The 16,443-nt window shown below is 28.3% G+C and carries 17 protein-coding genes; all 17 read left to right on the top strand.

Annotated features, from left to right (window positions below):
* Positions 1 to 127: 127 nt before the first annotated feature.
* The 17 genes from JMO20_RS10500 (at position 128) to JMO20_RS10420 (ending at position 16,427) form a co-directional block, all read left to right on the top strand.
* Positions 128 to 658, top strand: a complete 531-nt coding sequence (locus tag JMO20_RS10500) for an HPP family protein (protein WP_202709616.1) — start codon at positions 128 to 130, stop codon at positions 656 to 658.
* Positions 659 to 832: 174 nt separating this feature from the next.
* Entirely contained in the window at positions 833 to 2,170 is a 1,338-nt protein-coding gene (locus tag JMO20_RS10495; RefSeq protein ID WP_202709615.1) for a PhoH family protein, read from the top strand.
* Positions 2,171 to 2,568: 398 nt separating this feature from the next.
* Complete coding sequence (locus JMO20_RS10490) at positions 2,569 to 3,339, top strand: helix-turn-helix domain-containing protein (RefSeq protein ID WP_202709614.1); 771 nt, start codon at positions 2,569 to 2,571, stop codon at positions 3,337 to 3,339.
* Positions 3,340 to 3,653: 314 nt separating this feature from the next.
* Positions 3,654 to 5,666, top strand: a complete 2,013-nt coding sequence (locus JMO20_RS10485; RefSeq protein WP_202709613.1) for a hypothetical protein — start codon at positions 3,654 to 3,656, stop codon at positions 5,664 to 5,666.
* 217 nt (positions 5,667 to 5,883) lie between these two features.
* Positions 5,884 to 8,178 (top strand): RNA polymerase recycling motor HelD, encoded by a 2,295-nt coding sequence (gene helD / locus JMO20_RS10480; RefSeq protein ID WP_202709612.1) that lies wholly within the window; start codon positions 5,884 to 5,886, stop codon positions 8,176 to 8,178.
* 188 nt (positions 8,179 to 8,366) lie between these two features.
* Entirely contained in the window at positions 8,367 to 8,504 is a 138-nt protein-coding gene (locus tag JMO20_RS10475) for a hypothetical protein (RefSeq protein WP_202709611.1), read from the top strand.
* A gap of 68 nt (positions 8,505 to 8,572) precedes the next feature.
* Positions 8,573 to 9,058, top strand: coding sequence for a hypothetical protein (locus JMO20_RS10470; protein ID WP_202709610.1), 486 nt, complete (start codon positions 8,573 to 8,575; stop codon positions 9,056 to 9,058).
* Between the two features lie 284 nt (positions 9,059 to 9,342).
* Complete coding sequence (locus JMO20_RS10465; RefSeq protein ID WP_202709609.1) at positions 9,343 to 9,810, top strand: MarR family winged helix-turn-helix transcriptional regulator; 468 nt, start codon at positions 9,343 to 9,345, stop codon at positions 9,808 to 9,810.
* Positions 9,803 to 11,542 (top strand): ABC transporter ATP-binding protein, encoded by a 1,740-nt coding sequence (locus JMO20_RS10460; RefSeq protein WP_202709608.1) that lies wholly within the window; start codon positions 9,803 to 9,805, stop codon positions 11,540 to 11,542. Before JMO20_RS10465 ends, JMO20_RS10460 begins: the two co-directional genes overlap by 8 nt.
* A 228-nt stretch (positions 11,543 to 11,770) precedes the next feature.
* Positions 11,771 to 12,304, top strand: a complete 534-nt coding sequence (gene sigY / locus JMO20_RS10455; protein ID WP_202709607.1) for an RNA polymerase sigma factor SigY — start codon at positions 11,771 to 11,773, stop codon at positions 12,302 to 12,304.
* The gene (locus JMO20_RS10450; RefSeq protein ID WP_202709606.1) at positions 12,297 to 12,719 is read left to right on the top strand and encodes a hypothetical protein; all 423 of its coding nucleotides are present in this window, start codon (positions 12,297 to 12,299) and stop codon (positions 12,717 to 12,719) included. Before sigY ends, JMO20_RS10450 begins: the two co-directional genes overlap by 8 nt.
* The gene (locus JMO20_RS10445) at positions 12,712 to 13,008 is read left to right on the top strand and encodes a zinc ribbon domain-containing protein (protein WP_202709605.1); all 297 of its coding nucleotides are present in this window, start codon (positions 12,712 to 12,714) and stop codon (positions 13,006 to 13,008) included. The genes JMO20_RS10450 and JMO20_RS10445 overlap by 8 nt, the downstream gene beginning before the upstream one ends.
* A gap of 51 nt (positions 13,009 to 13,059) precedes the next feature.
* The gene (locus JMO20_RS10440; protein ID WP_202709604.1) at positions 13,060 to 13,728 is read left to right on the top strand and encodes a hypothetical protein; all 669 of its coding nucleotides are present in this window, start codon (positions 13,060 to 13,062) and stop codon (positions 13,726 to 13,728) included.
* Between the two features lie 263 nt (positions 13,729 to 13,991).
* Positions 13,992 to 14,198 carry a PLDc N-terminal domain-containing protein gene (locus JMO20_RS10435; RefSeq protein ID WP_202709603.1) on the top strand — a complete coding sequence of 69 codons (207 nt, stop codon included), beginning with the start codon at positions 13,992 to 13,994 and terminating at the stop codon, positions 14,196 to 14,198.
* A gap of 2 nt (positions 14,199 to 14,200) precedes the next feature.
* Positions 14,201 to 15,121: an ABC transporter ATP-binding protein gene (locus JMO20_RS10430; protein ID WP_202709602.1), complete on the top strand. Its 921-nt coding sequence runs from the start codon at positions 14,201 to 14,203 to the stop codon at positions 15,119 to 15,121.
* A complete protein-coding gene (locus JMO20_RS10425) occupies positions 15,114 to 15,896 on the top strand; it encodes an ABC transporter permease subunit (protein WP_202709601.1) in 783 nt (260 codons plus the stop codon). The genes JMO20_RS10430 and JMO20_RS10425 overlap by 8 nt, the downstream gene beginning before the upstream one ends.
* Before the next feature lie 90 nt (positions 15,897 to 15,986).
* Positions 15,987 to 16,427 carry a hypothetical protein gene (locus JMO20_RS10420; RefSeq protein ID WP_202709600.1) on the top strand — a complete coding sequence of 147 codons (441 nt, stop codon included), beginning with the start codon at positions 15,987 to 15,989 and terminating at the stop codon, positions 16,425 to 16,427.
* The last annotated feature ends 16 nt before the right edge of the window (positions 16,428 to 16,443 follow it).

Below are 16,443 nucleotides of genomic sequence, written 5' to 3'. Positions count from 1 at the left end.
TCAGGTGGAGTGGAGTCTCCATCTGAAGCCCCGATGTTCTGCTTGAGCAGAACGAGTTCACTTCTTTTGCATTGAATTTATTTGACCTTTATTTAAAATGAGACTATTATAATAATATGAATACATTATGAAGGGTCGTGTAATTATCCAATTATTTGATAAAAAGGCTAAACCGAATATTAAAAGATATATTCTACAATGCTCTTTAGCCGCTTTTACAATACTACTTATGCTTTTATTTTTTAATCTTTTTACTCAAGGTTCTATTATTACAAGTTTAGGAGCAACTACATTTATTGTATTTGCTATTCCTAACAGTTACACTGCACAGACACGTAATATAATGGGTGGATATGCTACAGGTATATTTATTGGAGTTATATTTCACTTGCTAGTTATAGGCTTATTTAATTTCTTTAATAGTGAGATGGCTTTTAGGCTATTATATGCAGTTGCAGGCGCTATATCCGTTGGATTAACAATTTTAATTTTGACTGTAACCAATACTGAACATCCTCCAGCTGTGGGAATGGCATTAAGTTTAGTTTTAAGTAAATGGAATTATGTAACTATTTTAATTATATTGTTTTGTGTAGTATATATGTGGTTAGTAAAATGGATTTTAATGAAAAGGAATTTATTAATTGATTTAAAATAATATTATTATAAAAGACAAGGCAATGGTTTTGAAACTATTGCCTTATTTTAGTGTTAAATTTAAATTAAAGTAAATCTAATACAGAATCAACACTGATTTATTAATATAAAACTAACAAGTTTTTGTGGGCTTTAGAATATTATGTATAAACAGCATTTATAGGGAGGCGTAAATTTGAAAAAGGTTTTTGTATTAGATACAAGTGTTCTTTTAGAAGATCCCAGTTCATTATTCAGCTTTGATGATAATGAAGTAATTATTCCAGTAGTAGTGCTTGAGGAAATTGATCATAAAAAAAGGTTGGGAGATGATATAGGAAGAAATGCAAGGCATGTATCTAGAATTCTTGATAACCTTAGAGAAAAAGGAAGCCATTTGCAAAAAGGAATAACATTAGAAAATGGAGGAACATTAAGGGTTGAACTTAACCACAAGCATTTTGATGAAGTAGGCGAGTACTTTAATGAAAGAAGTAATGATAATCGTATCTTAGCAGTTGCTTTAAATCTCTTAAAAGAAGAAGAAAATATTAAAAGTGATAAACAAATAATACTAGTAAGTAGAGATGTATTGGTAAGGGTAAAAGCAAATGCTTTAGGTATTGATTCTCAAGATTATTTATCTGGTAGGATAATTAGTAATCAAGATATGTATTATGGATTTGAAAGTGTTAAAATTTCACCATCTTTAATAGACAAATTTTATGCAGAAGGTTTTTTAGATATATCATCAAAGCCCTTTAATAAATATCTAACTAATCCGCATCAGTTTTTTATATTAAAAGATATATTTGGGTCATCAAAATCTGCGATAGGAAAATATAATTCTAATAGTGATAGATTAGAGCAATTACATCTAGGTGAGCAAGATGTATGGGGAATTAGAGCAAGAAATGCTCAACAAAAAATGGCGTTAGAATTATTATTAGATGATTCTATACCCCTTGTGACAATTACAGGGAGAGCAGGTACTGGAAAGACATTGCTTGCCCTTGCATCAGGGCTTTACAAGACTGAAGAGTTAAATAGATATAAAAAGCTTTTAGTTGCAAGACCCATAGTTCCTATGGGAAAAGATTTGGGTTTTTTACCTGGTGATAAAGACGAAAAGCTCAGACCTTGGATTCAACCTATATATGATAATTTAGAATATATTTTTGGCACACGAAGAAACAGAGATATTGAAGATATTGTAGTTGGAATGAAAAAATTAGAAGTTGAAGCATTAACCTTTATTAGAGGCAGAACTATACCTAATCAGTTTATTATTATAGATGAAGCACAAAATTTGACAAAGCATGAGGTGAAAACTATAGTTTCTAGAGTGGGTGAGAATAGTAAAATTGTCTTGGTGGGAGATCCAGAGCAAATAGACCATCCATACTTAGATTCTAGTAGTAACGGACTTGTTTATATAGTTGAAAAATTTAAAGAATATAATGAAGGAGCCCATATAAATCTTATAAAAGGTGAGAGGTCTACTTTAGCACAGCTTGCAGCAGATATTCTTTAATGAGTAAATTGCAAAAATTTCAACATATAATTTTCTCTGAAAATAAATTATCCGGTAAATTTTAATTTACCGGATAATTTATTTTTAAAAATTTAAAAAAAGTATTATAATGTAAATATAGCGCATGTGTAATTATATCGATAAATTTGTCAGAATTTTTCGCACTTTTTGTTAATTTTATAGAAAAATTGAAGGATTTTTTGTTTTAATATTGAAAGTATTATTAGTATAGATAATGAGAAAAAATTAACAATAAGAGGGGAAGTATAATAAATAACTATTTTTATGGAGCTTTTAGTTAAATATAAGACTTAAATATTAAGGCCAGTTTGATTGTGGGGATCAACTGTTTTTAGCGTTACACAAATTTTATAATACAAATTTTTGGGGTGATTTGGTTGGAAGATGTAAAAATTTTAAATCCGGGACAAAGGCTGCGGCAATTGAGAAAGGAATTACAAGTAAAACAAGAAGAATTGGCAGGTGATAAGTTTTCAAAGAACTATATTTCAATGTTTGAAAATAATAGAAGAGATATTAATGCCATAAATGCTTCTTATTTAGCTCAAAAGATTAATGAAATTGCAAGACAAAAAGGGAAGGATATACAAATTCACGCGTCTTATCTATTAAAGAATGAAAAGGATATAGCAAAGGATAAGTGTGAAGAGTGGTTGTATGAAGTAGAGTCGAATCTAGAAATAACCAATTATGAGGCCAATGTAAACTTACATAATACTATTCTTATATCAACAGATTACAATTTATTACATTTCAAGGGGAGAGCACTTTTCTTAAAGGGTATTACATCATTTAATAATAATAGATATATATGTGCTATTACCCAATTTTTAGATTCCCTAATTTATTTTGCTAAAGAAAATGATTATCATGCCATGAAAGATGTTTACAAAAACATAGGCATAACTTTACTAAAACAAAAACAGCTTGGGCAAGCAATCATTTACTTTAACCTATGTGATAGTGTAATACGGTTAAATTTAAATGAAAATATTGATTATGATAATGAAGTGACATACTATAAGGCACTTTGCTATTTTAAACTTGGACAATATAAAATTGCAAAGAAGATAATTGAATGCAGTGGATCAAATGATTCTAAACTCATAGAACTTAACAATGAAATACATAGAAGCTTAGCGATGTAAGGTGAGAAGATAGATTTTCTTCTCATTTTTTCTTTTGTATAGAAGATTCAGAAAAGGCCTACAATACTAGTAAGGGTGTGATTTATTGATATATATAGGAATTTTTTTTATTGTTTTTGGAGTATATGATTTTATAAGTGGAAGATATGATTTAGTTAGTAGCTTAAAATTAAATAAGATAGTGAAAAGAAGAAATGAATGTGAAGGTGTATATAATATATTTAGATTCACATTAAGCCTATTTCTAATTTTTATTGGGATTTTTGCATTTCTAAACTATTTTATATATTAATATAAATATAAAGGATGTATTTATGAAAATAAAAGAAAAAAGAATATTAATATTACTGGTAATATTAATATTTTTCCAATCATCTTACAGTGATAGTAATAAAGAGATACTTAGCAAGAAATATTCGAATAAAAATAAGCCGAAGACTATAGTTATTGTAGTTAATAAATTAGATTATTCAGCAGCCAGCATTATAACGTCCGATAATGGCGCAATTGGGATAATAAATAATCGAACTGAAAGCTTGTATAAAAAGGATAGTGTTGAAAGTTATTATATGACGATGGCTACAGGTAGAAGAGTATCAATAAAGTCAGGGCTATTTGAATCAGTAAGAAAGGATTCTTTAGGTAGGCTTAAAGTTGAAGGATTTAATAAAATATATAGTGAATTATTGAAAAATAATGAAATGATAAAAAATAATTTCATAATGCTTGGAGATTTTTTAGATAAGAAAGAAATATCCATAGGTTATATAGGACAAGATGCATCATCTTTATTAGCAGCTAATAAAGATGGTATAATACAAAATGGAATAAATAGCATTGATTATAATGAAAATTGGCTTATTAAAAACACAGGAAAAATCTTAGAAAAAGTAGACGTATTAGTTATAGGATTTGATTTAAATAATGAGGAAGGCAGAATACAATTACTTAATAGGTATATACAGCATTTTGATAAGTCTAATATATTAGTTATGGCTGAAGATATTTCTGAAGATATGTCTAAGAAATTCAATAATACTCTATCATTACTTATAATGAAGCCTTTTAATAAAAAAACTGGATTGATTTATAGCAGTACTACGAAAAGAAAAGGAATTATAACTAATTTAGATATTTTTCCTCATATAGCAAGTATATATGGTTTAGAAAATAAAAGCCTTATTGGCAATGAACTAAAAATACAGGCCAGTGAAAATAAAATTAAAACTATAAAAAAAATTTTTATAAAATCAGTAAATTTAAACATTATAAAATATATACTGCATTTTATTATTATCATATTAGAAATTTTCTTGATTTGGAGTATCGTAATTAAAGGAAAGAGCAAAAACATAAATAATAATAAATATAGGATAGTTACACAAAGTATAGTAATTAGTATTTTTATTACATTAATCGTAGCTTTCTCAGATTTAAATCTCAATATACCTATCTTCATAATAGTGGTAACTCTGTCATCTTGGATACTAGCTAAGTATAGTAATGAGTTGAAATTTGAAATGATGCCATTTGTAGATATAGGAATATATCTAATGATTCAGTACGGAATCTTATTTAACAAGCCTTTTATTTACAACTCATTTATGGGGTATAATAATATTTTAGCTGGAGGGAGGTTTTATGGATTAAATAATGGCATAGTAGGAGTAATGCTAGCGTCTTCTGTATTATCTTATTTTCATTTTGCTAATAGAATAAAGAGTAATATAGTTAAGTATATCCTTTTGCTTTTTATATTTCTACTCAATCTATTATCTGTATCTAGCTACTATGGAGCTAATACTGGTGGATATCTTACATCGATAATTTTGATATTAATAGTTATATATATAGAAGTAATAAAATTAAAAAAAGAAATGTTTAAGAAAAAGGGAACTATAATCTTATTGTTGGTAATAGGAGTTGGATTAATATTTTTTAACTATTATTTAGATACAGTAATGGAATTAAGCCATGTGGGAAGCTTTATAGATAGGATTTACAGTTTAGGATTTAATGAGTTTTGGGATATGATTATAAAAAAAATAAAGCAGCTATTCTTCATGTTTATAGTGCCACCTTGGTCGATAATCCTTATAAGTCAAATATACTTTATCATAAAATATTATGTAAAAGAAAGAATAAAAATAAGGCTAGATAATGGAGAGTGGATACATAGATATAAAGAGATAGATATAATATTAATAACTTCAATTATAGGATTACTAATAAACGATACTGGGGTTATTACATTTACTTATATGAACACCTTTGTTCTGGCAAGGTTGTCTAGTTTACATAATATAGAAAAAAGATACTTGTACTAACACAAGTATCTTTTCCTTTTCCTAAATATATTATATTTTAAAAGTACCATTTATACAAGTAAAATCTAAAGAATATATGAGAATACTAAAAAATCAATTAATTCTCTTTAAATAACCATTGGTGGCTTCTATTTTGTTCAATAAGAGATTTTCATTTTTTAGTATTTTTCGATACAATTTACTGTACTATCACTTAAGGACAGAGGAGGGAATAAATATGGCAGATAAACATTATGATTATCATAATGAAAAAAGATATCTAGAATTAACTATTGAGGCTTTAGATTATGAAATAGAGTATTTAAAAGATGTAGTACAAAATTCTGAAGAAGAAGTTGCCAGTATGAAAAAGAAAATGGGAGGAAATTATAGCGATGAGCTAGTAGTAAAGCTAACAATTTTTGATTCCTATAGAAGAAAGTTAAAGATGTTAGGGCGAGCTAAAAACAAACCTTATTTCGGTAGGATTGACTTTAAAGAGCTCGAAAAGGATAAATTCGAATCCTTTTATATTGGCAAAACTAGTATAACTAGAAGAAACGACGAAAAGAGATTTGTAATTGACTGGAGAACTCCAATGGCTGGCCTTTATTATAGTGGAGAGATTGGAGATGTTATGTATAATGCTCCAGGAGGACTGATTTTAGGTGAACTAAAGTTAAAAAGACAATATGAAATAGAAAATAGGGAGCTTGTGAATATATTTGATAAGGGACTTACTCCTATGGATGAATATTTACAGGAAGCTCTTTGGGAGAAAAAGGATAACAGACTAAGGGATATAGTAACGACTATTCAAGGAGAGCAAAATGATATAATTAGAGCCGATGATGGCAAGGTAATAATAGTACAGGGAGTTGCTGGTAGTGGAAAAACAACAATAGTTCTACATAGGATAGCATATCTTATGTACACATACCAAGAAGTATTTACACCTGAAAAGCTTTTAATAGTAGTTCCCAATAATTTGTTTTTAAATTATATCTCAGATGTTCTTCCAGACTTAGGAGTTGAAGAAATAAACCAAAGTACTTTTGAAGATTTAGCTATGGAAATATTAGAGGAAAGATTAGAGTTAAATACAAATGAGGAAAAGTTCTATAAATTATTAAGCACTGAAAATCAAGAAAATGAATATAATAGAAATCTTAAGTATTCTTCTTCATTAAAAGGTTCTCTTGAATTCAAAGATATACTAGATAGATATATTATTTCTCTTACAAAGGAAATGGCACCTAAGAGGAGCTTTGAAATTAATAATTACACTATATTTTCTCAAAAAGAAATGGAGGATATGTTTAATAGTCAATACAGCTATTTGCCTGTTATTCCAAGGATTGAAAGGATTAAGAAATATATTAAAGATAATATTAAGAGTAGAATTGATATTGTAAAAGAAGAGATTAATAAAAAATATAATAAACAAGCTAAAAAAGTAAAAAATAGTGAAATAGAGGAAGAGAAAATAAGAGAAACGCTTATAGAGATATATGATGAAAGGGATGAAATAAAAGAGACCTTTGATAAAGAGAGAAATACAGTCATAAGCAATTACTTTAAAGAATTTACGAATATTAATGTAATGGAAGCCTATGAGAGCTTTATTACAGATAGAGATAAAATAAATAGATATTCAAGTGATCATATTCCAATAGATAAAATAGATTTTATAGCTGAATATACTAAAAACATTATAGATAGTGGTAAGATAGAGAGAGAAGATTTACCTGCGTTATTATATCTATATATGAAACTACATGGTACAGACTTGAAGGGAAGGTATAATCATATTGTAGTTGATGAAGCTCAGGATTATAGCCCATTCCAGATGTATATTTTAAGAGAGTTAAGCAGCAATAAATCTTTTACCATAGTAGGAGATTTATCTCAAGGTATTCACTCATATAAAGGAATAAATAGTTGGGATGGATTTATGGAGGAGGTATTTAAAGAGGATTCAATAGAATTTCTTACACTAAAGAAATGTTATCGATCTACTATGGAAATAATGAATTTTGCTAATGAGGTAATAAAAAAATGGCATAATAAAAATATAACATTGGCTGAACCAGTATTGCGTTCAGGGGATAAACCATTTATCCTAAAGAAAAAAGATGAAGAAAATATAATAGACGATATATGCTTAAGGTTTGATGAGTTGAGTAGAGAAGGACACAAGTCTATAGCTGTAATTTGTAAAGATAATCATGAAGCTCATAAGATATATAAGGCTTTGAAAGATAAACATAGTGAAGATATTCACCTTATTACTGATAAGGATACAGTCTATGATGGAGGAATTGTAGTTATACCAGCTTATATGGCAAAAGGATTAGAGTTTGATGCTGTACTAGTGTATGATTGCTCTAAAGATAAATATAGTGAAGATGAATTAAATATAAAGCTTCTTTATGTAGCATTAACAAGACCACTGCATAAACTATATATTTATTATATAAATGAGCCTTCAAGCTTAATTCAAGTTAATGAAGAAGTATACAATAGGGAATAGGATAAACAAAGGATATTAAAAGGAAAAGAACTGTTTCAGATAGAAGTCAAATTATATTTGAAACAGTCTTGTGTTTTTACAATAAATGAATATACTTGCAAAAAAAGAAGTAATCATATTGACAATTTTGATATATATGTTATAGTATCTTTAATTTCTGATCAGAAATTAAAGATAGAGGTTTAAATATGTTTGCTTATAATAATATAATGATAATAATGAAGAAAGTTTATGGAACAAGGGACTGTACTATAGTTGTTGATGGTGAAATATATTTGGAAATAACTTTTTCGATAAGTACATCGTTGCATATTATAATAACATAATTGCTGATTTATACAATAGAATTATATTATTTATCATGTTATTCACAATTAGTTAGGAGTAAGTATAAATGAAAAAAAGTCTAAAAATCATTATAATAATATTCTTACTTATTGTGGTTGGGTTTCAACAATTACATGTAATTAATATGAAAAAAGAAATTGGCAGCTATGTTTATAATGATGTAGATAATCTTTATTCAGATGTTACATATATTAAAAATAAACTTTATAACAATGATGAAAGGCTTAATGAAAAAACGATAGATTTATTTTATTATAAGATGAATAATCATGGTATAAAAATGATATCAATATTAAACTATACTCAACTTATTTGTAAAGATATTTCAAAACTAAATGAAAAGATGACTGAGAAGGAATACTCAACTTTAAGAAAATCTCTATTAAATAAGTTAACTACACTTTACAACGCGTTAGAAATGATAAAAGAGGATTGTAAAGATGATAATATTAAGTACTATAAACTTATTTATGAAGATAATAACAGTACCTATAAAAAGTTAACGGATATTTTAGATTTTCACAAAATGTGAATTACTTTTAACGATAAATTACTTTTATAAATTTATGAATAATTAAGTGACAGGTTATCATAAGGTTATAGAAAACTTCATTTTAAAAGACATTGAATTTTTAATACTTTAGAGTTTTTTACTTGTAAAATTTAAGTAAAAAACTCTAAAGTTTTTTTGAAAAGACTTCTAAATATAAGCTTGTATCGTATTGACAAAAAGAGAATAATATAATAAAATTTTCGTGAGCCTAAAATATCGTAACACGATATTAAATTAGAAATTATAAATAAGGGGGGATGAGATTGTCAACCAGAGAAGAAACTGATAAAATAGTTGATTTAATTGAGCAGGTTAATAAATTAATACATATGAAGCATCACGAACTAGCATCAAAAAACAATCTTTCATTGGATCAATTCCATTTATTAGTTCATCTGAAAAAAAGAAAAAAGGATAATCAAAATCCTACAATTGGAGATATAGCTAAACGCTCTAACAGGGCACAAAACACTATATCTGAAAGAGTGACAAGATTAGAAGAAAGGGGACTTCTTAGAAGAATCAAGGATGAAAACGATAGAAGAATCAGTCGTGTTGCTATGACTGAAGAGGGGGTAAAGTTGCTTGATTCTATTAATTATCAAGCAAGTAAAAAATTTATCTTTAAAGCATTATCAAAGATAGAACATGAGATAACTGATGGTCTTTTAAATGGACTAGAACAATTAGTAGATAAATTACAAGATAAGAAGGGGGATATACATGATTAAAAGATTTGCGGCCTATTACAAACCTCATTTAGGATTGTTTGCATTAGATATGGTTTGTGCTTTTTTAATTGCAGGAATGGATTTAGTTTTTCCAGTAGTAACTAAGTCATTTATTAATGACATAATTCCTAGAGGAGATGTAAGATCCATTTATATAATCACAGGTGTCTTAGTAGTATTATATATATTAAGATATATATTCCAATATATTGTAAACTATTGGGGACACGTAGTTGGTACAAGAATGGAATATGATATGAGAAGGGATATTTTTACACACCTACAAAACTTGCCTTTTAGCTTTTTTGATAAGATAAGAACAGGTAAGATAATGTCTAGAATAGTTAGTGATTTAAGAGAAATATCAGAACTGGCCCATCATGGCCCAGAAGATCTATTTATATCTATTATAATGCTTGTGGGGTCATTTATAATATTAATGACCTATGAGTGGAGATTAACTTTAATAGTATTTGCTTTTATTCCAATTATGCTGATATTTGCTTTGAGGAAAAGAAAGAAAATGAGCTCTGCATTTATGAGTGTAAGAAGGAAGATTGCAAATGTAAATGCACAGTTAGAAAATAGTATCGCTGGTACAAGGGTTGCGAAATCCTTTACTAATGAAGCCTATGAGGTTGATAAATTTAATGATAATAATAATGAGTTTAGAGAATCTAGAGAATGGGCATTTAAGTCCATGGCAGAATTTATGTCTGGGATCCAATTCTTTGCCAATTTATTAAATCTAGTGGTAATTAGTGCTGGAGGTATATTCGTTGCTAAAGGAATTATCGATTTAGGCACTTTAGTTGCATATCTCCTATTCGTTAACTTTTTCCTACAACCAATTAGAAGACTTGCAAACTTTATGCAGCAATTCCAAAATGGGATGACAGGATTCCAAAGATTTACTGAAATATTAGATGTCGAACCAGATATAAAGGACTCTCCTAATGCAATGGATTTAGAAGATGTAAAAGGAAAAATTGAAATTAAAAATGCAACATTTAGATATAATGAAGATGAGACTGTATTATCTAATATAAGTCTTACAGTAGATGAGGGTAAGACTTTGGCTCTTGTAGGACCATCTGGTGGTGGAAAGACAACACTGTGTCATTTGATTCCAAGATTTTATGAGTTGACAGAAGGGGAAATATGTATAGATGGAAAGAGGTTAAAAGATATTACCCTCAAATCTTTAAGAAAGAATATCGGATTGGTTCAACAGGACGTATTCTTATTTACTGGAACGATTAAGGACAATATTCTTTACGGAAATATTGAAGCCAGTGATGAACAAGTGGTAGAAGCTGCTAAAAATGCTAATATACATGACTTTATAATGACTTTACCTAATGGCTACGAAACATATATTGGAGAGAAAGGCATTAGGCTGTCTGGAGGACAAAAGCAGAGAATATCAATAGCTAGAGTATTCCTTAAAAATCCACCGATATTAATTTTAGATGAAGCTACGTCAGCTCTTGATAATACAACGGAGATTATTATACAAAAAGCATTAGAGAAACTTTCAGAGGGTAGAACTACATTAGTTATTGCCCATAGACTTTCAACTATCAGGAATGCTGATGAGATAGTTGTTTTGACAGATAAAGGGGTTGTAGAAAGTGGTACTCATGATAGCTTAATGGATAAGGATGGACTATATTCACAGTTATATAGTGCACAATTTAGAGGCTTTATTCCTGATGCTATAAATATATAAGTTAAATAAAAATAATATTTGTTAGAAAGGTTATTGTTTTAAAAGAATTTCTCTTAGAACAATAATCTTTTTTATTTGAGAAAATTTTTCTTAGAATACTTATAGATAATCTAGAGAGATACTATTATTGATGCTATTTTAAATCACTTAATGAAAGATATCTTATGATATAATTTAGATGAACTTTTTGTCCTTATGTTCGTTATATAAATGAAGGGAGGATTGCCCTTGGAGGATAAACTAATAAGGCTTGCGCAAAAAGGTGATAAAAAAGCAATGGAAAAGCTTCTTCAGAGGAACTATCCCATTTTGAAAGGATATTTGTTAAAGATTACAAGAAATGAAGCACTATCAGATGACTTAACTCAAGAAGTTATGGTTAGGGCCATTATGAAGATACATAAATATAAGCCAAGGGGAAAATTTTCAACATGGCTTATAACAATAGGCACTAATCTTTTTCGGGATAAAATAAGGAAGGATAAAAGGTTGGTGTTTGATGATTCTATAACTAAAGATGAAAGTACTAATAGTTTAGAAGACCAAGTAATGATAAAAGAATCTATTAGGGATATTAATTCAATCATTCAAAAGTTTCCAGAAGAGAAAAGAATGGTTTTCATTCTAAAACATTATTATGGATATAGATATGATGAAATAGCTGGCATAATGGATTGTCCCATAGGTACAGTTAGATCTAGGCTACACTATTGTATTAAAGAAATCAAAAATCATGTGAAGGATGTGGATGATGATGGATAAGAAATGTACTTTTTATCAGAATCGTCTTATTGATATATTTTATGAAGAGGATATAATGGATAAAGAAATACAAGAGCATATCATCAATTGTCATGAATGCAATAAATATTGGAAAGAACTTAAAGAAGTAAAGATAAAGGTAGATAAAGATAATGAAGAGATTCCAATTGAGTATATAAAAATATCTCAGGCATTTGACAAGGTTGAGGATATAAAGTCAAAGAGGTTAAATATCATTAATTTAGTCATATTTATTATGATAAGCAGTGTACTTTTAGGAATTGGACTAGTATTTGCCATGCAAGGGTTTGGTCGGGAAATTATTTATTTCCAAGTTATTGTTCATACAGTATTCCCAATATTCTTGCTTATTTTTGTTAAGATAAGAACTTTAAAGGAGGACTATAATGGGTGATATAGAAAAACTACAAGAAGTGCCTTTGATAATATGGATTTTACTTGCTGTGGTATTATTGATTCAAGGTAGTTGGATTTTTTATGATGCGTCAAAACGAGGTGAAAATAAGTGGTTGTGGGGTTTATTTGGGATACTGAATACTCCATCAAATTTAATAGTATATCTTATAGTAACAAGAATAATATTTAAAACTAAAGAGTGTTATAAATGTGGAAAGAATGTAAAGGAAAATGCCTTATATTGCCCATATTGTGGTAATAAGTTTGAAGATGACGATAGGATATAATCTGAATGGTATGTTGTTTTTCAGGGTATCTATTAATAAAGGAGGGTTTTCATGACTAAAATATCAAGAACTTCTTCTATTCACAGAAAAAGATTACATAATGATTATGTAGAACGAAATCATAGTATTACCAGTACTGGAACTATAGATCGTATAAAGCCAGTTAATCCAACCGAGAATAGTACTGACTATGGCTCTTCAAATTATTTAATAGCCTCTGATATTTTCTATGACAAACTCAAGGCATTAAGTGAAGAATATAGACGATTTTATCACAATGAGAGAGCATTGGAAAAGGTTATTGAAAATATTGATGATGATGTAGATAAACTAGCAGATCGTATGGAAGAGTTAGTTGTTAAATACAATAAAGCTATTAATTCACTAGTTAAGTTTGATAATCAGTTTAGAACAAATCATATAGATAATATTAGAGACATATTATCAAATTATACTAAAGAACTAAGTAAAGTAGGAATTAGTATTGTTGATCAGAATGAATTAGAAATAGACTTAGAGTATTTTACTAAAAATGTAATTAATTCAGAAGATGCTGTTGTTGAGTTATTTAAGCCTATTAGAGTAATGATTTTACGGCTATATAAAAGTTTTAAAAACATAAAGGTACCAAAACAAAATTCATTGGAGAAAGAGTATAATGATTACGAAGAATTATCATTAAATGATTATAGTGGATTATTATTAGACAATAAGTCATAAACGAGGAGAAAATCCTCGTTTATTTTTTTCGTCTTTTAATGAACTTTTTGTTATTCTATACGTTATATTATTGAAATTGAAAATTGCATATATACAAACTAATTAAATGATTTTTATAGGATTAAACTTTAATAAGGATGAAGAAAGTCACTTTTTTAGACTAAATAGTGAGGTGACTGAATACTAGAATTATGAGAATTTAATCTTTCAGGGTATTTTAATATGCAATTTAACAAATACAAAGAATGAGAGGAGAATAGATTATGTTTGAAGGATTAACAACATTACAAATAATCAAGCTTTTATTACCATTGCTTGTATTAGAATTTGGATTAAAGATTCTATGTATCACTTTAATTCTAAAAAATGGTGTAAGAAATTTATCTAAGATAGCTTGGATAATAATAGTATTAATGATATCAACCTTTGGTTCTATAGCATTTCTATTGGTTGGGAGAAGGAGGTATTAATATTGATAGAACTAAAAGAGCTATATAAAAAATATGGTTCACATATTGTTTTGAATGGAATTAGTCTAGATGTTAAAAAGGGATCTGTCTTTGGATTTTTGGGGCATAATGGCGCTGGAAAGTCTACAACAATGAATATATTGACAGGATTAATAAATTATGATTCAGGCATAGTGCGAATTAATGGAAAGGATATGAAAAGCAATAAAAATGAAATCATGAAAAATGTTGGATATTTACCGGAGACTCCTAAGTTTTATCCATATATGAATGCATATGAGTATCTAAGCTTTATTGGTAATCTTAGTGGATACAGCAAAAAAGAAATCAGGAATCGTTCAAAAGAATTATTAAAGCAAGTCAAACTAGAATCAGCAGAAAAAAGAAGAATAGGTGGATATTCAAGGGGAATGAAGCAAAGATTAGGTTTAGCTGTGTCAATATTTAATAAGCCAGAAATTTTATTTTTAGATGAACCATCTTCTGCTTTGGACCCAGAGGGAAGAAGAGAGATTATTGAAATAATACAGAATTTAAAGAAGCAGGACATTACAGTATTTCTTTCTACTCATATATTAAATGATGTAGAAAGAGTCTGTGATGAGGTAGTAATATTAAATGATGGAGAAATAGCTTTACAAGGTAAGCTAAATAAAATAAAAGAGGATTATATTTTACCAGTATATGATATTGAGTTTGAAAACTCAATTGAAAATATTAAAGAACTTCTTTTAAAGGAATCATGGATATACAATATTCATGAAAAAAACAAATTAATTAGTGTATATGTCAAGGATAGAGATACTGCGAAAAAACAACTCTTGAAGCTAGTATCTAGGTTTGATAATCCTGTTACTTCATATAGTATGAGGAAAAGCAATCTAGAAGATATATTTTTAAGGGTGGTGAATAAGAATGAATAGCTTTAAGGCATATTTATTAAAAGAGTTCAAAGAAGGAATAAGAAGCTATAAGTTTCTAATTATAGGAGTAGCTATTATTATATTTGCTATACTCGACCCAATTATGCTGAAATTACTTCCTAGAATTTTAGCAAGTCAATCAAATATAGCATTACCATTAGATGAGTTTATAAAGGTTAGTCAAGGTGCTGCACTGCAAAACTATTTAAAAGATATAAATCAAATCATAAATATTGTAATAATCTTTTCTTTAATGGGGATTTTATCAGATGAAGCGAAAGAAAAGATGTTAGTATTTCCTTACTCAAAGGGAGCTTCAAAAGCAGGAATAGTACTAGGAAAATTTACAAACTATGCTATAGCAATATCTGTTTTTTTGACTTTTGGATTTATGATTAACTATTATTATGCTGGTGTTCTCTTTCCAGATAGTTTTATAAACTTTAGAGTAGTTTTGGTTGTAGTAGGACTATCATCTATATACTTTATATTTAATATTTCCTTAATAATATTATTAAGTAGTGTATTTAAAAAAGGAATTTGGGCGGGAATGAGTTCAATTGGTATTATATTTTTGCTTCCTTTACTAGGTAAAATATTACCTATAAAAAGATATTTGCCTAGCTATTTAATCGATCAGTGTAACAAAATTTTAGCTTTAAATAATATTACATTTGATTATAATGTCTTAACTACAATATTAGGTATTACAATTTATGTGATTATTTTGAACGTAACTTCAATATGGGTAATGAATGGAAAGGAAATAGCTTAATATCCTTACTTTAAATAGTGTCAAAATCTATACCATTACATAAAATGGTAGTGAAGAGGACACTAATTTTTTATTAAGGAGGATAAAAAAATGAATGATGTGAATAATAATATTCCTTATCCAGAGCTATATGACCGAGTATCACCAATGGTTGATGAATGTATCAATAGGCATAGTGAAGAGCTACCAACTTACATGTATCCATCAGAAGAGAAAATGAATGATATGGTTGAAGAAGTATACGGAGAAATGGTAGAACAGTATCCAGAAATAGGTCAAGACCCAGGGGAAAGAAAACATAGAGCAAGAAGCATAGGTTCGCAGCAAAGACCTTTTTATGGTAGAGGAAGGGTAACTAGAGATTTAATCACTTTAATCCTTTTAGGTCGCTTATTTGGAAGAAGAGGATATGGACCTGGTTATGGATATGGACCAGGATACAGACCGGGATATGGTCCAGGATATAGACCTGGATATGGATATGGTCCAGGGTATAGACCTGGATATAGATATAGTCCAAGATATTATTAAAAAAAGCAGGCTAGGG

The sequence above is a fragment of the Sporosalibacterium faouarense genome, assembly GCF_016765695.1.
Lineage (GTDB): Bacteria > Bacillota > Clostridia > Tissierellales > VENL01 > Sporosalibacterium > Sporosalibacterium faouarense.
This window is presented reverse-complemented; position numbering and strand designations above follow the sequence as displayed.